The sequence below is a fragment of the Capnocytophaga granulosa ATCC 51502 genome (genome assembly GCF_000411115.1).
Taxonomy (GTDB): Bacteria; Bacteroidota; Bacteroidia; order Flavobacteriales; family Flavobacteriaceae; genus Capnocytophaga; species Capnocytophaga granulosa.
Genome location: NZ_KE150242.1, coordinates 613,821 through 633,917, shown reverse-complemented (window position 1 = coordinate 633,917; position 20,097 = coordinate 613,821). Strand labels below are relative to the sequence as shown.

18 protein-coding genes and 1 tRNA gene are annotated in these 20,097 nt (G+C 35.0%); 4 read left to right on the top strand and 15 right to left on the bottom strand.

Annotated features, from left to right (window positions below; all coding sequences use genetic code 11):
• Positions 1 to 100 precede the first annotated feature (100 nt).
• Together HMPREF9331_RS02835 and aroC are read left to right on the top strand one after the other, a co-directional pair.
• The gene (locus tag HMPREF9331_RS02835; RefSeq protein WP_016419647.1) at positions 101 to 709 is read left to right on the top strand and encodes an IMPACT family protein; all 609 of its coding nucleotides are present in this window, start codon (positions 101 to 103) and stop codon (positions 707 to 709) included.
• Positions 710 to 713: 4 nt separating this feature from the next.
• Positions 714 to 1,787 (top strand): chorismate synthase, encoded by a 1,074-nt coding sequence (gene aroC, locus HMPREF9331_RS02830; protein WP_016419646.1) that lies wholly within the window; start codon positions 714 to 716, stop codon positions 1,785 to 1,787.
• Here aroC and uvrB read toward each other — a convergent pair.
• The 15 genes from uvrB to HMPREF9331_RS02755 all read right to left on the bottom strand — a co-directional run bounded on the left by uvrB (position 1,769) and on the right by HMPREF9331_RS02755 (position 19,067).
• Positions 1,769 to 3,772, bottom strand: a complete 2,004-nt coding sequence (uvrB, locus tag HMPREF9331_RS02825) for an excinuclease ABC subunit UvrB (RefSeq protein ID WP_016419645.1) — start codon at positions 3,770 to 3,772, stop codon at positions 1,769 to 1,771. The genes aroC and uvrB overlap by 19 nt on opposite strands.
• Before the next feature lie 107 nt (positions 3,773 to 3,879).
• A complete protein-coding gene (locus HMPREF9331_RS02820; protein ID WP_016419644.1) occupies positions 3,880 to 5,040 on the bottom strand; it encodes a metallophosphoesterase in 1,161 nt (386 codons plus the stop codon).
• Positions 5,041 to 5,053: 13 nt separating this feature from the next.
• Positions 5,054 to 5,608 (bottom strand): hypothetical protein, encoded by a 555-nt coding sequence (locus HMPREF9331_RS02815; protein ID WP_016419643.1) that lies wholly within the window; start codon positions 5,606 to 5,608, stop codon positions 5,054 to 5,056.
• A 47-nt stretch (positions 5,609 to 5,655) separates the two neighbouring features.
• Positions 5,656 to 6,774, bottom strand: a complete 1,119-nt coding sequence (locus HMPREF9331_RS02810) for a glycosyltransferase (protein ID WP_016419642.1) — start codon at positions 6,772 to 6,774, stop codon at positions 5,656 to 5,658.
• Complete coding sequence (locus HMPREF9331_RS02805) at positions 6,771 to 7,505, bottom strand: glycosyltransferase (RefSeq protein WP_016419641.1); 735 nt, start codon at positions 7,503 to 7,505, stop codon at positions 6,771 to 6,773. Before HMPREF9331_RS02805 ends, HMPREF9331_RS02810 begins: the two co-directional genes overlap by 4 nt.
• Positions 7,506 to 7,507: 2 nt before the next feature.
• Positions 7,508 to 8,647 carry a glycosyltransferase family protein gene (locus HMPREF9331_RS02800; protein WP_016419640.1) on the bottom strand — a complete coding sequence of 380 codons (1,140 nt, stop codon included), beginning with the start codon at positions 8,645 to 8,647 and terminating at the stop codon, positions 7,508 to 7,510.
• A gap of 4 nt (positions 8,648 to 8,651) precedes the next feature.
• Entirely contained in the window at positions 8,652 to 9,845 is a 1,194-nt protein-coding gene (gene wzy, locus HMPREF9331_RS02795; RefSeq protein WP_016419639.1) for an oligosaccharide repeat unit polymerase, read from the bottom strand.
• Between the two features lie 20 nt (positions 9,846 to 9,865).
• Complete coding sequence (locus HMPREF9331_RS02790; RefSeq protein WP_009641085.1) at positions 9,866 to 10,753, bottom strand: glycosyltransferase family 2 protein; 888 nt, start codon at positions 10,751 to 10,753, stop codon at positions 9,866 to 9,868.
• 3 nt (positions 10,754 to 10,756) lie between these two features.
• Complete coding sequence (locus HMPREF9331_RS02785; RefSeq protein ID WP_016419638.1) at positions 10,757 to 11,593, bottom strand: DUF4422 domain-containing protein; 837 nt, start codon at positions 11,591 to 11,593, stop codon at positions 10,757 to 10,759.
• On the bottom strand, positions 11,590 to 12,816 hold the full coding sequence (locus HMPREF9331_RS02780) for an oligosaccharide flippase family protein (RefSeq protein WP_016419637.1): 1,227 nt from the start codon (positions 12,814 to 12,816) through the stop codon (positions 11,590 to 11,592). The genes HMPREF9331_RS02785 and HMPREF9331_RS02780 overlap by 4 nt, the downstream gene beginning before the upstream one ends.
• A gap of 4 nt (positions 12,817 to 12,820) precedes the next feature.
• Positions 12,821 to 13,924, bottom strand: coding sequence for a UDP-galactopyranose mutase (glf, locus tag HMPREF9331_RS02775; protein ID WP_016419636.1), 1,104 nt, complete (start codon positions 13,922 to 13,924; stop codon positions 12,821 to 12,823).
• Positions 13,924 to 14,784, bottom strand: a complete 861-nt coding sequence (locus tag HMPREF9331_RS02770; protein ID WP_016419635.1) for an NAD-dependent epimerase/dehydratase family protein — start codon at positions 14,782 to 14,784, stop codon at positions 13,924 to 13,926. Before HMPREF9331_RS02770 ends, glf begins: the two co-directional genes overlap by 1 nt.
• Before the next feature lie 11 nt (positions 14,785 to 14,795).
• On the bottom strand, positions 14,796 to 16,115 hold the full coding sequence (locus HMPREF9331_RS02765) for a UDP-glucose dehydrogenase family protein (RefSeq protein ID WP_016419634.1): 1,320 nt from the start codon (positions 16,113 to 16,115) through the stop codon (positions 14,796 to 14,798).
• 87 nt (positions 16,116 to 16,202) lie between these two features.
• Complete coding sequence (gene pfkA / locus HMPREF9331_RS02760) at positions 16,203 to 17,189, bottom strand: 6-phosphofructokinase (RefSeq protein WP_009641071.1); 987 nt, start codon at positions 17,187 to 17,189, stop codon at positions 16,203 to 16,205.
• A 120-nt stretch (positions 17,190 to 17,309) separates the two neighbouring features.
• Entirely contained in the window at positions 17,310 to 19,067 is a 1,758-nt protein-coding gene (locus tag HMPREF9331_RS02755) for an ABC transporter ATP-binding protein (protein ID WP_172539816.1), read from the bottom strand.
• A 202-nt stretch (positions 19,068 to 19,269) separates the two neighbouring features.
• Here HMPREF9331_RS02755 and HMPREF9331_RS02750 point away from each other — a divergent pair, with 202 nt between their 5' ends.
• Entirely contained in the window at positions 19,270 to 19,719 is a 450-nt protein-coding gene (locus tag HMPREF9331_RS02750; RefSeq protein WP_016419632.1) for a GatB/YqeY domain-containing protein, read from the top strand.
• Between the two features lie 20 nt (positions 19,720 to 19,739).
• Positions 19,740 to 19,813 (top strand) — tRNA-Arg (locus HMPREF9331_RS02745).
• The last annotated feature ends 284 nt before the right edge of the window (positions 19,814 to 20,097 follow it).

Genomic DNA, 20,097 nt, shown 5'->3' with positions numbered 1-20,097 from the left:
CGTTGTGAAAACATCTAAAGGAGCCCCTATAGTAATATAGGGGTTGTTTTTATATCTTTGTACTTTATTTTTTACCTTTCACTATTCATTCTTCACTCCTATGACAGATACCTATAAGACTATCAGCCAGCCTGTTACCGATATTATCTATAAGGATAAGAGCAGTAAGTTTATAGGTTATTTGTATCCTATTACCACGGAGGAGGAGGTGAAAAAGCACTTGGAGGCGATTAAGAAAGAACACTTTTCAGCACGGCACTGGTGCTATGCCTATCAGTTGGGCAAAGAGCACTTTACTTATAGAGCGAATGATGATGGCGAACCTAGTGGCACAGCAGGGCTACCTATCTACAGGCAGATACAGTCCTTTGAGCTGACCAATGTACTACTGATCGTAGTGCGCTATTTTGGTGGTATCAAGCTGGGGGTGAGTGGCCTTATTACCGCTTATAAAACTACCGCTCAGCTCACCCTACAAGAAGCCGAGATAGAGGAACGCACCATTGACCTTACCTACAAAATTGTCTTTGATTATAAGGATATGAATAAGGTGATGAAAATTATTAAGGACAGGAATCTCACCATTGTTTCGCAGACTATGGAGATGAACTGCACCCTTCTTATAGAGGTGCGCAAGGCAGAAGCCAGCTATGTAGAACAGCTTTTTGAGCAACTTTATGAGGTTACTATTGAAAAATTAGAAGATTAGGACTATGGCAGGAAATACATTTGGACATTTGTTTAGGCTCACTACCTTTGGCGAATCACATGGGGCAGCTATAGGAGGTGTGATTGATGGTTGCCCTGCGGGAATCGCATTGGACTTCGAAGAAATACAAAGAGAGCTTGACAGACGTCGGCCAGGGCAGTCGGCTATCGTAACCCAACGTAAGGAAGCTGATAAGGTGCAGTTTCTTTCGGGTATCTTTGAGGGAAAGACCACAGGGGTACCTATTGGCTTTATCATAGCCAATACCCAACAACATTCTCAGGACTATGACCATTTGAAGGATTTATATCGCCCCTCCCATGCAGACTATGTCTATGAGCAGAAATATGGCTTACGTGACCATCGTGGGGGCGGACGTAGTTCTGCTCGAGAAACAGCCGTTCGTGTAGTGGCGGGAGCTATTGCCAAGCAGTTCCTAAAAGGGATAAAAATTACTGCCTATGTATCAGCCGTGGGGGAGTTGGCATTGCCTGAAAAGGATTATCAATTGCTTGATTTTTCCCAAATAGAAAAAAATCCCGTACGCTGTCCAGATCCCGTACTGGCAGAACAAATGGAAGCCTATATCAGGGAGGTACGCAAGGACGGAGATACCGTAGGAGGGATCGTTTCTTGTGTAATACAAGGCGTGCCTGTAGGATTGGGTGAACCCGTTTTCGACCGCTTACATGCTGAACTAGGTAAGGCCATGCTTTCTATCAATGCCGTAAAAGGTTTTGAGTATGGAGGGGGATTCGCTTCTACTAGAAAAAGAGGAAGCCAGAACAACGATATATTCCTACCTGATGGCACGACTCATACCAACTACTCAGGAGGCATACAAGGGGGCATTTCCAATGGAATGGATATCTATTTCCGTGTAGCCTTCAAGCCGGTGGCAACGCTTATGCAGGAGCAAGAGACGATCAATAGGGCAGGGGAGGTGGTGCAGTTCCAAGGAAAAGGCAGACATGACCCCTGTGTAGTACCTCGTGCGGTACCCATCGTAGAGGCGATGTCTGCCTTAGTGCTTGCTGATTATCTTTTGATACACAATGCCTATAAGGAGCTTGTTTGAAGCTTTTCCTGAAGTTCCTTGAGTAGGTCGCGGTAGTGTGCCGCCTGAATGAAGTCCAATTCTTTGGAAGCGGCTTCCATCAGCTTGCGAGTTTGTTGTATCTCTTTCTCAAGTTCTCCTCTGCTCATCGGCTTGGTAGGGGAGTGTTCTTTCTTTTTCGGAGCATTTTCATAATGAAATTCCGTAATAGGGCTTTTGCTAAGAGGATTCTCGATTTTCTTATGCAATGGTTGTGGGATAATGCCGTGGGTGAGGTTGTAGTTCATCTGTTTTTCCCTTCGGTAGGCGGTTTCCTCAATGGTAATGCGCATACTATCAGTCATTTTGTCGGCATACATAATAGCGCGGCCATCTATATTACGAGCGGCACGTCCTACAGTTTGGGTCATGGAACGAGCGGAACGCAAAAAGCCTTCTTTATCAGCGTCCAAGATAGCAACCAAGGATACTTCAGGCAAGTCCAATCCCTCCCTGAGCAGATTGACCCCTATAAGTACATCAAAAAGTCCTTTTCTAAGGTCTTGCATAATCTCGATACGCTCCAGTGTATCCACATCACTATGTACATAGCGGCAACGTACCTCCATCTTTGTTAGGTACTTAGTCAGCTCCTCTGCCATACGTTTGGTAAGAGTGGTTACCAGTACACGTTGGTCTTCCTCTACACACTTCTGTATCTCTTCCAAGAGATCATCTATCTGATTTTTGCTGGGGCGTACTTCTATCTTAGGGTCGAGCAAACCAGTAGGGCGAATGACTTGTTCTACATATACGCCTCCGCACTTCTGCAATTCGTAGTCCGCTGGGGTAGCACTGACATAGATTACCTGATTTTGTAGCGCTTCGAACTCTTCAAACTTAAGTGGACGGTTGTCCATCGCTGCCGGAAGGCGGAATCCGTATTCTACGAGGTTCTCTTTCCTGCTCCTATCGCCCCCATACATAGCGCGTACTTGGGGAACAGTAGCGTGGCTCTCGTCTATCACCATAAGGAAGTCCTTAGGGAAATAGTCTATCAGGCAGAAGGGGCGACTCCCTGGAGGGCGTCTGTCCAAGTAGCGGGAATAGTTCTCGATTCCAGAGCAATAGCCCAACTCACGTATCATCTCTAGGTCAAAATTGGTACGCTCCTCCAAGCGTTTTGCTTCCAAGTTTTTCCCTACCGATTGAAAGAACGCTATTTGCTTGACCAAATCGTCCTGAATTTCCCTGATAGCTGCTTGTAGTATTTCAGGAGAGGTAACAAACATATTGGCGGGATATATATTGAGCTTTTCCAACCGTTCTATGGTCTTATTCGTCTCGCGGTCAAAGGTTTCTATCAGTTCGATTTCATTGCCGAAGAAATGTACTCGAATAGGCGTTTCGCTATAGCTAGGAAAGACATCAATGACATCGCCCTTTACCCTGAAATTCCCATGTAGAAAGTCGGCTGTGGTACGTGCGTAGAGACTCTGTACAAGTTGGTGCATAAACTTGGTACGTGTGAGTGTTTGTTCTTCCTCTATAGAAATGACGTTCTTCTGGAACTCCAAAGGGTTTCCGATACCATATAAGCATGAGACAGACGCTACCACGAGCACATCACGGCGGCCAGAGAGTAGAGAAGAGGTAGTACTGAGGCGCATTCGCTCAATATCCTCATTGATAGACAAATCCTTCTCTATATACACCCCAGTTGTAGGGATATAAGCCTCAGGCTGGTAGTAGTCATAATAAGATACAAAGTACTCCACTGCATTATTCGGAAAGAAGGCCTTGAACTCACTATAGAGCTGAGCGGCAAGGGTCTTATTATGCGCTAAGACCAAAGTAGGCACCTGTACCTGTTCCACTACATTGGCTATAGTAAAGGTCTTTCCAGAGCCTGTAACACCCAAGAGCGTTTGGTATTTCTCTTGGTCATTGATACCATTGACCAAAGAGGCAATAGCAGCAGGCTGGTCGCCCATAGGCTTGAAATCGGATACTAATTGGAATTTCATTTGAGGTAATGTTCATAAAGGGGAAAAATCAACTCAGAATAAACAAAGAGTATTCCAAATTGATTTTTCATGTTCATGAGTAAATAAAAACAATTTAAATATAATAATTAATCATCAACTTCTTTGGCTTGATCCTTGAGAGCTGACTTTTGTCCCTGAATATCTACCATATATTCTTGTCCATTTTCTATCAGTAATCCCTGAGTAATTCCTTTGGCATGGAGCACATCAAGGTCAATGACTTGCTTATCCATAAGATAAGTTACTGATTCGTGCAGGGTATGCCCAATGACAAATTTCTTAGTATCCATATTTTTGGCAATGGCTGCAAATTCTGCTTTATCAATGGTCTGTTTTCCATAACCACGATACCACATCGGACTTTTACCAAACATATAGATGGTTTTTCCTATAGGATCAGTTCCTAATGTTGCTTCTCTATTATGGAAATAGTAGCCTCGTGCATACTTATTGATCCCCTCAACCCCCATATTCAGATCACTTACCTCTTTGGAAATGCCTGCATGAACAAAGATATAGTCTCCTATTTTCTCCAGAATATTTTTAGTAGCTAACCAACGCCCCAATTCTGTATTAGGTTTGTAGAAATCATAATATTCTTGTCCCATGAGTTTGGCATTTTCGAGATATTTCTTACGAACATAGCGAAAATCATTGTTCATATTCATAAGATCATGGTTGCCAAGGATAAAGTGAACCTTGCCTCCAGCTTTCTCTGCTTGTTCTTCCAAGGAATAAATAAGCCAAAGTGTTTGGGTGACTAACAAACCTCGATCAAAGAAATCACCTACAGTAACCAGATGCCCTTTACCAAAAGTCCATTTGTAGTGCTTATCCATCACCTTATTGGCAATGAGAAAGTTCTTGAACTCCTCAAAACGTCCCTCTATATCTGAAATAGCAATGAGCTTTTCAGGCATGGTATACACAGAAGGCTGGTTTTGTAGTAATTCCTGTACCTTGAAAGAGAAATGCTCTTTGTCATTTACATAACATTTAAGCTTCTTACCAGCAATGGGATATGCCAGTTCTTCACTTACACTTGTAGGTTGCCCTTTTTTCTCAATAATCTGCTTTATGATGGCTTTTTCTTTATTATAAAAGATATAAGGCCCATCATAACCTGCTATTGAAGTGTCTGTTTGCAACCTTTTATCGGAAAAATGCCCTTTTGTCTGTGCATTTGTAGCTAAGCTACCGCAAAAAAAGAGCCAACTTAAACAAAAGACCTGGGCAAATGTTCTCATGTGTAATAAAGTGTTATATTTCATTTTCTGGATTTGTATATTTCTCCTGAATTTCCTCTGAACTGATAGGCTCTAAGGTGTTCAGATCTGTCTTATAGAAAGCATTGAGTTTAGAAAAATAGGCATCAATAGTAACATTAAGCTGTTCGGTAACATTTTTCCAACGAGCTATAAACCAGTTGGTGAAGATAGCTAGTTTTTCCTGTCGGTATTCAATAAGCAAATCCTCAATTTCGTTCTCCTCTAGCTCTGTTTCATACAATAAGTCCTCCAAGTCCTCTTCTTCTACAACAAACTTATCTGAGGGGAAGTGTTTTTCGTCCCTTTCGGTAGGAAGTTCGAGTATTTCAGAGATAATTTCATTATTTTCTCCCAATGCCCAAAAAGAAATGGTAAGATCCTCATAGTCATACTCAAAACAAAAGGCCACCACATGCGCTACCTCCTTACCATTGAGATAAGGGATAGAGACATTCATAAGCAATTTCTTCAGGTCTCGCTCCATAAAAGGGGAGTATTTTTCTAAATCACTTATAAAGATTTGTTTGAGCTTTTGTGTGAGTTGCATAAGTATAGATTTTGAGGCAAAGGTACGAAAATAATATGAATTATAGATTAAGATTCTAATATTTCTAAATAGAGACTTTTAAAACTATCTACCATTTTATCTTTTGTAAATACTTCTTCATATCTTTTTTTAGCACCTATTGATAACAGTTGATATTTCTTTTCATCAGTAAGTAATTCCATAATAGCTTCTGTCAATCTGTTAGTATCTTTAGGAGGCACTATAATACCTGATACATTATTGAGGTTTACCCAATCAACCCCTGAACCTTTGATACTTGTAGAAATAACAGGTTTTCCAAAAGCCATAGCTTCGATTTGTACTACTCCAAAAGCTTCTGATCGTTCGGTAGAAGGGAGACAAAATATATCACAAAGCTGGTAATAAGCTCCTAACTCTTCAAAAGGTATTTTTCCTAAGAGTTTTACTCTATCTTGTAAATTATGTTTAGAAATGTGTTCTTGTAATTTTTCTTTTAATTCGCCAATACCTGCTATTAGAATGATAATATCATTGGGTAAAGATTTTACTGTTTCTATTAAATATTCAAAACCTTTATAATAAACAAGTCTTCCTAAGCTAAAAATTATTTTATATCCTTTATATTTGTTTTTTAGGCTATTTAAAGTATTTTGGTCTATGAATAATTCGTTGTTATCAATACCAATAGGAATACATACTATTTTATTTTTATATTTTTTTAAAGTATTGGAACCTTCTAAGTAAGTAGGAGTAGTAGTAACTATTTTATCAGCTCTCTTTAATAACCAAGTTTGTAAAGGACTATATAGTTTTAATAATTTTTTTTGTTTTATGATATCACTATGCCAATGCAAAATAATTTTACTCTTGGGACGTGTAAGAAAGATAGCTAAGTTAGCCATAGGATTAGGTAAATGGACATGGATAATATCATAATTGTCTTGAATCTTCTTTAGAGTTGTTATAAGACTATAACTTAATGGGGTAGAAGCTATAACTTTTAAAGTGTGAGTTCTATATATTTTATAGGGAATTTCTGAAAAAGAGTTTCCCTTGGTATAATTAGAACACAATACATCCGTTTGAATACCTTTTGTATTCAAACCCTCTACAATATCATAATTAACCTTTTCAATCCCCCCAAAATAAGGAGGATAGAATTTTCCTATATGTAAGATTTTCATATAAATAGTTTTTTGATTAAATTTTTCAAAATAAAAAATCTATATTTTAATTTAAAATAAATAGAATTGTTGCTTTTTGATGACGATGAAGACAAATTATTTTCATGTCTTCTATATTGGATTAATTTTTCATTACAAAAGAAAACATTCTCTTTAAGTTCAGCAATCAATCCTATCCAAATATCATGTGGAATAGGAGATGTAGGGAAAGGAATAGATTTTTTTAAAATACTTTTCCTAAAAGCCATACAGCATCCTAAATAGGAATTTTTTATAAGGTTATTGACAACACCTGTTCTTGATTTATTTAATTTAAAATATGATTCATGTAATACCTTTTTGGAATCATTTATTATAGTACAATCATGTAGTATTAAACTATATTTTTCAAAGAAAGGTATTATTTTTTCAACCTTGTTTTTTATCCAAATATCATCTTGATCTGCTAAAAAAATAAAATCCCCTTGTGCTTTAGAAAGAGCATTTTCTATATTTCGAGTAGTTAAATCAAATTTATATTTTGTTTTCCTATTGGGAGAATGATTAAAAATTTTAATTCTAGTATCTTTAAAGTTTTCTATTATTTGGATAGTTTTATCATTTGATCCATCATCAGATATAATGATTTCATCATCTTCATCTAATTGATGTATAATAGATTCTAATTGCTCTTTTATGTATTTTTCACCATTGTAGGTAGCTATACAAACAGAAATCTTTGGAGTTGACATAATCACATTCTTTCTATAATATTTAAAAAATTTTTTGTAAAAGAATCTATAGATAGTTGGTTGATATAATTATCAAAATTAAAAATAGTTTTCTTTTCTTTTTTTATATTGTTGATTACCTCTGCCATTTCGTCTATATTTTTACAAAGATATCCAATTGTCCCATATTTTTTGAAAAGGTATCTGAAATAATCATTCTCTAATGCTATAATGGGTTTTCTAGCGTTGATAGCATCAAAAATAGCTCCACTTGCAGTTAGTTTATATTTGTTGGATGAATAGAAATATAGAGCATAATCTATTTTTGAAATTAGGTTTTCAAAATCTTTTCGATCTAAATAATTATCCTTTCCCCTTAAAATAATATTTTTCTTTTTGAGTTCTTCTACATGATCACTTGTGTTACCTATTATAGAAAAAGATTTATCTTTCATATTGACTTTTTCTAAAAGATTTATATAAGAATATAGTCCTTTAAAAATATTTAATTCACCAATTGTAGCAAAAGACACTACATTATTTTTATTATTAATGTTTTCATCAATATTTTTATTAAAAAAATAGGGATGATCAATACTGTAAAAATATTTAATATTTTCTCCTATTATATTTTTTAGATTTTCTATCACACAATCACCTAAGACACAGAATGAAATATAAATATTTCTTTTTCTTAGAAAAAAATTTCTAAGATTCCATTTTAGAAGTTTTGCAAGCCCTCCTCCTTCATTGTTAATTAATAATTCCATCTCTCCATGGCAGAAGATAAGTATTTTTCTCTTTAAGAGAGAATTTAGTTTATTCAAAAAATACAAGGATAGAGAATTGTTGAAATTATATATAAGGATATCATTTTTATTAGAAGATAACAATATATATATATTATATAAAGTGCCTAAAATATATTTAAAAAAATTAGTCCATCTAGAATTTCCTTCTAATATAAATAGGTTAGTACTTTTTATATTATTGAAATTCAGTTTAAATCCGTTTTCTTTAGATAGAAATATCATATTATTTTTAGATCTTTTACCAGAGTATAATTTGATATTAAAATTATTTAATGCAATTAGTACAGCAGTATTAAATAATTCGTGATGTTTTTTATTGGCATAAGAATTTATATATATAACTTGTTTCATAAAATTAGTTTAATTGTAATTTTTTAAAAGCTCTAAAAAAAAGTAAAGTTATAAACAATATGATAGCGTTTAATAAACAGGCGAAATATTCTAGACCAACACCACTTAGAATAGGACCCAATAATATAAAAAAAGCATATTCGTTATTCATAGAAAAATTAATGGTCTTTAATATTTTGAATACTAGAATACATATAATAATGATAGAAAATAAATTAATAAAGAAAGAAGTTGTAGATTTATAAAGTGAAAAAATTAAAATCCCAGAGGTTCCTAACATAAAGGAAGCATTCTCAGGTCCATTTTCAATAAGTACTTTTTCTGGCACATCCTTTTTACTGAAGACACTCCCATTAATCATTATAAGCATATTTTTTTGATAAAAAAAAGTATCAAAATCTTGTGCAATTATATAATAATAAATACCTTTATCTATAAGTATAGCAGTATTAGAAAAACTAGATAATCTTCCGACTAACTTTCCAGCCAAAAGAGTGTTTTTATCATATTTTATATTTCCATCTCCTGCTTTTCTAAGAATATCTCTCTGATTATACGCAAATTCTACAAAAAAAGGGAATGTGGGAATTATTATACATATTATAAAAAAATATTTTTTCAAAAAATGTAAAAGTTCTTTATTGTATTTTATAATAGTTATCCAAAAGGTAAAAAAGAGAAATCCCATTGACGCCCTCGTTATTCCTAAAATGCTCAATAGTAGAATTGTCCATAAGAGAGTTGTATAATCTCTTTTAGAGCATATAAATATCAAGAAAACGCCCCACATAGTAGAATCAAAGCGCAGTAATATTTGTATAAAAAATTTAATAAAAGAAGGGGCTTGGTATACAGAAAAACCAGCCTTTCCAACGCCAAAAACTAATGTGACAAAAATATGAGATATTAATAATATAAAGACAAACATTTTCACAAATCCTATACTTATATAAACTTTTTTGTAAGGAATGTGTTTTTTTTTATATTTTTTATATAATAACCATAGTCCTAAGAAAGGAATTATAGAGATTATCCATACAAAAGATAAAAAAAAGGGATTCAAATTAACAGGAATATCTAAGAAATCTCCGTTATATTCTCTTCTTATTAGGGCATATAAATATGATATAGTAATATAAAAAATATTTATGAAAAGGATTAATTTACACCCTTTATAAGCATCTATTTCTTCTTTCATCTTACTATCTATGTATATCTTTAAAAGATATTTTTAAAATTACTTTTCACAAAATCTAAATTCTCTTCAAAAGAATATTTGAATTGTAAGAATCTAAGAGGAGTCATCAATAGTTCAAATATTCCATATATCCAAAAGAGATTAGAGTGATTTAATTTGAAATAAAGAGTCTGACTATTTTGTATTATTTTTCGTTTCCAATTGGAATAGCTCATACTTCCTCCCTCCAAATGAATAATTTTTGTGGTATTTATGATATAGTGAGTATATCCTAACTTTGTAAGCTTATATTCCATATCTGTTTCTTCATAATAAAGGAAAAAACGCTCATCAAAGCCTCCTACTTTATTAAATATTTCTTTGGATAGAAGAATATCAGCTCCTGTTACCATATCTATTTTAGTTATAGGATTATTATAAGAATATTTTTTGAATGTACTCTTATTTGTTTTAAATATTTTATTTATAACACGAAAAGGATGATCAAAGATATATCTACTGATTGTGGGGAAATCACCTCCAGAATGTATGAGATTTAAATCTTTATCTACTAAAGTGCATCCCAAGACCCCAATATGAAGTTTTTCTTGATTCTCTGTATAAAAGTCATATAGTTTTTTAATACTATTTTCTATAAGTAAGGTATCACTATTGAGTAAAAATAAGTATTCACCTTGAGCATATTTAGCTCCAAGATTATTAGCTCTACCAAAACCCAAATTTTCTTTAGGCTCTATTACATTTACTATAGGGAAAGATTCTCTAATAGCCTCAACAGAATTATCTGAAGAGGCATTATCTACTACAATCACCTCAAAATCAATATCTTTTGTATATTTATATATAGATCTGATACAATCCAAAGTGAGCTGTTTGGTGTTGTAATTTACTATAATAATAGAGATCATTTTTTAAATTTTATGGAATAAAGCAGTTAAATTATTGACTTGAGTCCTAGCAATTCGTTTTATAAGATTTGTATTGTTTATTTCATCACTAATTTTAAGTATAGGTAATTCTTTTACCTTTAGTTGATTAGCATAGATATAAATATTAAAAAGTCTCTCTGCCATATATCCAAAAATACGTTTTTGAACAGAATTGTAATTGGTTATGTTAATCTCTTTCTCTGCAATCACTAAAACAGAAAAAAGCCATTGACAATATTTATCAAACTCTTTCCATGACATCAAAAACATATTATAATGGCTTAGTTTGTTATTATGATGAATAACTTTACTAAAAGCTTCTTTATATTTATCTTCACAATGGGTGTTAATTATTTCTTCTAATTTACGAATATCTTCACTTAAGTGATGAATACTATAATCAATGTATAGTGGATATTTGTAAGTTATTTTCTTAGGAATAAATATGTAGCCTTTCTCCAATTCTTTTAAAACATTCTTAGGTACTGACAAATTTAATTTCTCAAAATCTTTAGAAGGAATAATCGTGCTGTGTGCTATCATATTTCCCTGCTTATGAAAATCAAAATATCTCCTATAATGACAAAGTCCAATATAATCTATATCTTTCAAATTTTTCCAAGCCCAATAGATACCTGTAAGTTCACAATAGCTTTGGTTTTTTTCACTTATATTATCTCCAGTATTATCAGCTTGTATTCCTAAATCTGTAGTAGATATAGACTTACCTACTTGTATAGGTAAATAAGGGGATTGGGTAGCCATCACATCCCTCTTGTGGCAACAAACTAATATCTTAATAATTTTATCTTCACTCATAAATCTATTATTTTTTTTTGTCTAACATAAATATATGCTATTATAGAAACTAACGATTCCACAACTACATTGGTGGCTGTAAGAGTATATAACGATATAGAATTTAGTCCATAAAGTATCAAAACAATGAATAAATAAAAGAAAGCTGATAAAAAGACAATTCTTGTAAAAGATTTATTATACCCAAAGGGTAGTAAAGTTAATATCATTAATACATTGCTTATTCCTATAATAGGTACTGTTAAAAATAGAATTCTTAAAACAGTTTCGTTTCCTCCAAAATAGGTTACTATCTGATGAGAAAACAGAAAAACTATCAAGTACAAAACAACATTCATAAGAATTGTTCCTTTGAGAACTTTCTTTAAAAGGGCTTTATTTTTTTCTAAGGCTATCTTAGGGTATAAGACCTGATTAATCATGCCTTGAGGAACTTTTCCCATATTAGTTATTTTCTCTGCTAAGTCGTAATAAGTAACCTCTCGCATGCCTAAAAAATGACCAATAATAATCTTATTGGCATTTACATATATCTGAATAGATACATTAGATATAAATAAATGATATGATGATTTTATATATTCAATTAGTGTTTTTAAAGGAACTCTTATTAATTGTAATTTGTATTTTTTATATAATAAAGAAAAACTAACAACTCCTGCCAAAAAAGACCCTATACCATTCAGTAAAGGGAAAAATAAATAGTCATTGGGAGATTTTATAAATATAAAAATCATTCCTATAAACAAAACACGTATCCCTAAATTAATGAAAGTAATATATTTCATCTCTTCTATTCCTTGAAAAAACCAAGTAGGGAATAGAATCTCATTGAGACATATCCAAAAGGATAAATAGTATAAGATATAATCCATTTTGGGAGTATAAAACATATAACATGATATTAATAATAATGAAATTATTAAAAATAATGTCTTGATAATAGTTACCGCACTAACAATTTCAGTTAATTTCTTAGGGTTATCTCTATGCAAGCTAACATCTCTTGCTGCTGTGAAATTAAAACCAAAAACAACTAGGATATTAAAATAGGCTACTACGGCCTGAGCGAATACAACTGTCCCATACATTATCTCTCCTAAAGTTCTTACTAAATAAGGATAAGTAATTAAAGGAGTAATTAATGAGAGTATTTGCAAAACAGACAAATAAGAGAAATTTTCAATAATCTTTTTATGTTGCTTTAGTTTGTCAAATATCATCTTATCAGCTATTTATAGTTTTAACTTTTTGTAAGGCTGAAGCTATTACTTGGTGCATATCATAATATCTATATTCAGCCAAGCGCCCTCCAAAGATGACATTGGTTAGAGTAGAAGCCTTTTCTTTATACTTATTATACAACTCTTGATTAGTAGTATTATTTATAGGGTAATAAGCTTCTTTCTCTCTGTTCCAAGTTTGAGAATATTCTTTGGTGATAACAGTATGTTTCTGTTTTCCAAACTCAAAGTGCTTATGTTCTACTACGCGAGTATAAGGTATCTTGGCATCTGTATAATTCATTCCCGCACATCCTTGGAAGTTTTCTATTTCTAAAGATTCTGTTTCAAATCGTAAAGAACGATATTCTAATTCTCCAAAACAATATCCAAAATACTCATCTATCTTACCTGTATATACTACAGTATGAGCCAAACTATCATAATGGCTCTTATTTTCAAGATAATCAACTCCTGTCCTTGTTTCAATACCCCTGAGCATATTTTCTATAATAATATTATAACCTCCTATAGGAATTCCTTGGTAACGATCATTAAAGTAATTATTGTCAAAAATATATCTGACAGGAAGCCGTTTGATAATAAAAGCTGGTAGCTCTGTCGCAGGACGTCCCCATTGTTTTTCTGTATATCCCTTGATAAGTGTTTCATACACATCACGTCCCACCAATGACAGTGCTTGCTCCTCTAAGTTTTGAGCGGAGGTTATACCACTTTCTTTAATCTGTTTTTCTATGATTTGTTGTGCTTCATTGGGCGTAGTAACCCCCCATAATTGATAAAAGGTATTCATATTGAATGGTAGGTTATACAATTTACCTTTATAGTTTGCTACAGGGCTATATATAAAATGATTAAACTCTGCAAACTGATTTACATAATTCCAAATATCTTTATCATTAGTATGGAAAATATGAGGGCCATATTGGTGAACTTGTATTCCTTCTATCTCTCTGCAATATATATTTCCTCCTAAATGCTCCCTTTTATCTATAACTAAGCACTTTTTTCCTTTCTTAGTCATTTCACAAGCAAATATGGAACCAAAAAGCCCAGCTCCTACAACTAAATAATCATATTCTTTCATTACCAGTTATTATTATTTCTCAATTCTTCTATAAACTCTTTAATATGTCTTTTGGCTTTCCAACCCAGTGCTTCTGTCTTTTGAGTAACCACCTCAGCTGTCATGCGATTTCCCTTACGCTCAGGAAGCATTCGGATCTCTCCCCCAAATAATTTAGCTATCTCTAAGACAGTATAAGTTTCGGGGCTTCCTATACCAAAACCATCACCATTACCTTTTTCTCCTACGATAAGTAATCCAGATACTATATCCTCAATATGAGTAAAGTTGCGTTGTTGTGTGCCAGGGCTTACTACAGTGAGAGGTTCTCTTTTTTTCATTTTCTCAGTAAAGAGCGCTATAAGAGTAGCATACTTACCAGTACGGATCTCACGCTTACCATAAACATTGTAAAAATAAACAATAGCATACTCTAAACCATACCAACTACCATAGTTTTTTACTAATTCTGTGTTGGACGATTTACTCCAAGCATAAGGACTTTGATCTTTACCTATACCTCCATCACCAAACTTAGTACTACTGCCCGCATATACCAATTTGCAGCGGTGTTTACGGCAAAACTCTAACACTTTTAGAGTACCTATCTTATTGAATAAAAGTACTTTATCTATATCTTCAAAACTCTGTTCTACTCGTGAGTATTCACCTAAGTGATATACAAGGTCAGGGACAAAGTCAATGAGTTCAAAAATATGTTCTGTACTTCCCTCTATATAGGTAACTCCTTCTACATGATTTTCTCGACTTCCTGTGAAATAGTTATCTAATGAGTAAACATGATTTTTAGGGTCTTTGGCTAAGGCTTCACAAAGGTTGGAACCCACAAAGCCTGCTCCTCCAGTTACTAATATTTTCATTTCTCTCTATCTTAAACTCCTATTTGTATGTATTCAAAACCTTTATTGGGTAAATCAAAAGCATTGTATTGATTACGTCCATCAAAGATTACTTTTTCTTTTAATTGTTTGCTAATTTCTTCAAAGTCAGGTACACGGAATTCTTTCCATTCAGTAAGCAGCAGGAGAGCATCAGCCCCTTTTAGTGCATCATATTTACTTTCTACATAGGTTACATCAATTCCTTTCAAGTAGCATACTTTAGCCTCATGCACAGCTTTGGGATCATAGGCTTGTATTTTAGCACCTCGTTTAACTAATTCTTTAATAATATAGATGGCTGGAGCCTCTCGCATATCATCTGTTTCAGGTTTGAAAGAGAGACCCCATACAGCAAAGGTTTTTCCTGTAAGATCTTCTCCATATTTTTTTATTACCTTTTGAGCAATGACATATTTTTGACGGTTATTGACATTATCTACAGATTCTATAAGTTCTGCTTTGTAATTGACTTCTTCTGCCAATTTCTTTAGAGCTAAGACATCTTTAGGAAAGCAGGAACCTCCATACCCACAACCTGGGTAGATGAAACTATAACCAATGCGACTGTCAGAGCCAATACCTATACGCACTTTATTTACATCAGCTCCTACACGCTCACAGATATTGGCTATTTCATTCATGAAAGATATCTTAGTAGCCAACATGGAATTAGCAGCATATTTAGTCATTTCAGCAGAACGAATATCCATAGAAATAAAGCCATCATGCTGCATAAAGAAAGGGGCATAGAGTGCCTTCATCTGGCTTAATGCATAGTCATTATCAGCTCCCACTACTACTCGGTCAGGTTTCATAAAGTCTTGAATGGCTTTTCCTTCTTTGAGAAACTCAGGGTTCGATACTACATAAAATTCATAGGAAACACCTCGCTTATCCAAGGCTTTTTGCACAGTAGTGTGTACCTTATCTGCAGTACCTACAGGAACAGTGGATTTGTCCACAATGATGAGCTTCCCCTGCATAGTTTCTCCAATGGATTGTGCTACGGAGAGTACATATTGCAAGTCCGCAGAACCATCATCTCCCATAGGAGTACCTACTGCAATAAAGGCTATCTCAGCATCTTTGATGGCTTCACTTATTTCTGTAGTAAAGAACAAATTCTTATTAGCTACATTACTAAGTACCATGGTCTCTAAACCAGGCTCATATATAGGAATAATCCCCTTTTTAAGGTTTTCAATTTTTTCTTTATTCACGTCTACACAAGTAACCTTATTTCCCATTTCGGCAAAACAAGTACCTGATACTAAACCAACATAACCGGTTCCAATAACTGCTATTTTCATTGTCTAAAAAAATGATTTTTATTTTGGCGTCGCAAAGTTATGAAAAATAATTTAATAAAAAAACTTTTTATTAGAAAGTTTTTAGGGTTACACACTCATAATCTTTGCAATACGGATAAGGTCTGGATCGAGCTTGCTTTCACCGCCTTTGATGGCTTTCTCCAGTGGGGTGAGGTCTATTTTGTCGTTGTTAATTCCTACCATATAGTTGGACTTGCCTTCGAGAAGGGACTCTACAGCTTTCACACCCATACGGCTGGCCAATACACGGTCAAAGCAGGTAGGCGCACCGCCTCGCTGTATGTGTCCCAATACAGTTACACGAATATCATAGTCAGGATTTTGTGCCTCTACGTATTTTTTGAGTTCATATACATTTTGTCCTGTCGTATATCCTTCGGCTACCACTATTATGTTGGACATTTTCCCTTTGTTGTGATTGATGGCAATCTCATTTACCAAGTCCTCTAAGGTACTATGTTGTTCAGGGATAAGGATTTTTTCAGCGCCCCCTCCTATACCTGAGTTGAGAGCGAGAAAACCAGCATCACGCCCCATCACTTCTATAAAAAACATACGGTTGTGGGAGCTAGCAGTATCACGTATTTTGTCAATGGCTTCTACTACTGTATTGAGAGCTGTATCATACCCTAGGGTATAGGTAGTACCATATATATCATTGTCTATAGTACCTGGGATACCCATTACAGGGAATCCAAATTCTTGGTTGAAAAGCAAAGCACCTGTGAAAGAACCGTCTCCTCCGATAACTACCAATGCATCTGCTTCGGCAGCTACAAGGTTATCATAGGCTTTCTTACGTCCTTCAGGCGTACGAAATTCCTTAGAACGAGCAGACTTGAGGAAGGTACCTCCACGATTGACAAGGTTACGGACACTACGGGCATCCAAAGGGGCAAAGTCATTTTCTATCATGCCTTGGTAGCCTCGGTATACACCTAATACAGCTACATCATGGTAAGCGCAAGTACGTACTACAGAGCGTATGGCGGCATTCATTCCTGGAGCATCACCTCCTGAGGTGAGAACGGCTATTTTCTTAATGTTTGTCATAATTGTTATTAATTGGTGATTGTTAGTTGGGGGCAAATTTACGTAAAAAAATGATAGTACCCCAGAAAATAAATATTTTTTCTACAAATTATTTTTAGTCTTTATTTTGAGATCTTTCCTCTAAGAGGCAAACTGCATGTCATATAGATTCTTATAATAGCCCTTATCAATCTTTAGGAGCTCATCATGGGTGCCTTCTTCTACTATATTTCCTTTGTTCATTACGATGATCTTATCTGCCTTGCGTATAGTGGAGAGCCTATGAGCGATGACAATGGAGGTGCGCCCTTGGGTGATTTTTTCGGTAGCTTGCTGTAAGAGCTTCTCTGAATGGGAGTCTACTGAAGCGGTAGCCTCATCAAGGATGAGAATTTTGGGCTTGTGTACATAGGCACGAAGGAAAGAGATCAGTTGGCGTTGGCCTGCTGAAAGGACAGCCCCTCGCTCCTTTACATCAAAGAAATAACCATTGGGGAGTTGCTCTATAAAGTCATGGATACCTATTTCCTTAGCGGCTTCTTTAACTTGTTCTAGAGTAATGCGTTCATCTCCCAAGGTGATATTGTAATAGATACTGTTGGCAAAAAGGAATACGTCTTGAAGTACAACGCCTATTTGCTGGCGATAGCTCTCTAAGTTATAATCATAACAGCTGACTCCATCAATGAGTATTTCTCCAGAGGTGATGTGGTAAAAGCGTGTAAGTAGTTGTATTACAGTTGATTTGCCTGCTCCTGTGGCGCCAACAAAGGCTATTGTTTGTCCTTTTTTAGCTTCAAAACTGATGCCATGAAGGATTTCTTCGTCCTTTTTGTAACCGAAAGTAACATTTTGAAAGCGAATGTCTCCTTGGATTTCTTGGTGACGTCCCAGTTGGAAGTCTTCTTGGTTTTCTTTCTCTTCTTCCATGATGTCAAAGACACGGCCAGAGGCGACCATACCCATTTGTAATACGGTGAATTTGTCGGCAATATGGCGAAGTGGACGATAGAGTTCTTGTACCAATTGAACAAACATGAAGATGACCCCTAAACTGGCCATTTCATGCTGGGTAACTTGCAGACCTCCATACCAAATGACCAAGGCAATAGCCAAGGAACTAAGCACCTCTGCTATAGGAAAGTAGATAGAGTTTTGCAGGATATTTCTTAGCCATGCTTTCTTGTGTTTTTCGTTAATCTCTTGGAAGGCTTTGTACTCTTCTTTCTCTCGATTGAATAGCTGTACGACCTTAATTCCACTGATACGCTCTTGGACGAAGGAGTTTAGGTTCGCGACCTCCCTACGAATATCGGTAAAGGCGGCTTTACTGGCTCTTTGAAAGAGGTGAGTTGCATAGATAATAATAGGTAGGGTAAGAAAGGTGAGCAGCGACAGCTTCCAGTCAGTCAGGAGCATCAGGGACATGATAATGGTCATCTTCAGTATATCTGAGATGATTTCAAATAGGCCAGCACTGAATATTTCCCCAATACGTTCTAGGTCATTTACCGCACGGGTGATGAGCACTCCTACTGATGATTGGTTGTGGTACTTCATATTGAAGCGTAGCATAAGCGAGAATAGCTTCTTACGAATATCATAAATGACAGCTTGTCCTATCCAACCAGAATAATAAGCGAATGAAATTTGAGAGATAATTTCCAGCAGTAATATAGCCACTAGTAGCAAACTAGCATATAATAAGCCCTGATAGTCCTTGGGTACTATGTAGTTATTGATGATTTCTTTAGAGATATAAGCTCTTAAGGAGCTGGCTCCTGAGATGAATATTGCCAAAAAGGCTACCAATGTGAAAGTCCATTTGTAGGGTTTGGCATAGGCAAAGAGTTTCTGCAGAATAGAAATATCAGTATTTTCAGTTTTCTTTTGGGTCATTTTAAGTACATCAAAATAAGGCAACCTTCCAGCACTTTATGCTTGATGTTGCGCGGCAAAGATACAAAAAATATTAGAACTGAAAAACTATTACCTATTTGTTTTTATGGGAAACAAAAATAAAAAATATTTTCTTAGTTAGAAAAAAAGATGTAACTTTGCACCTGCAATAACACCAAGTTATTGGTTAAGATTTTTTACCATGAGTTTAGAAGCAAAAATAATGGAAGCCCTCAAAGAGGCCATGAAAGCTAAAGATACTATTGCTTTGGAATCCTTGCGTGCTATAAAGTCAGCTATATTATTGGCTAAAACAGAGGCCAAGGCAGGAGAAACCCTTTTAGAGGAAGAAGAAATAAAGCTCTTACAACGCCTTGTAAAACAGCGTAAAGAGAGTGCTGATCTCTATCAGAAACAAGGCAGAGAGGACTTGGCTACTCCAGAGTTACAACAAGCTGAGATTATAGCTAAGTTCCTTCCCGAACAACTTTCCGAGGAGAAAGTAGAGGCTATTATCAGGGAAATTGTAGCCCATGTAGGAGCAACTAGCATGAAGGATATGGGAAAAGTCATGGGCGAGGCTAACAAAGAGCTTGCAGGCAAGGCCGATGGCAAACTCATAGCTGCTGTAGTAAAGAAAGTATTATCATAGATATTTATTGTTTAACCAAAGGCCGCGTAGTTCAACTGGATAGAATATCAGATTTCGGCTCTGAGGGTTAGGGGTTCGAAGCCTCTCGCGGTCACTAAGTGTAACACTCTTCCAATCAATGTGTTACAACTGTTTTAAGGCTAAAATTTCGTTTGTAATTTCACCAAAACGGCAAGGTAAACGGCATGTATGCCTTTAATGTTAATTTTTTGTTTTTTATAGGTATTTAGAAAACATTTTGTACCTTTGCATTGCAATTCTGCGGATTTGCAATACCTTGGGGGCAGTCATTTTATGATGATTGCCCCTTAGTGTTTTAAAATATTTCCAGAAATAACTTGTCAATAAAAAAAAATAGTTATACCTTTGTAGTGTCGA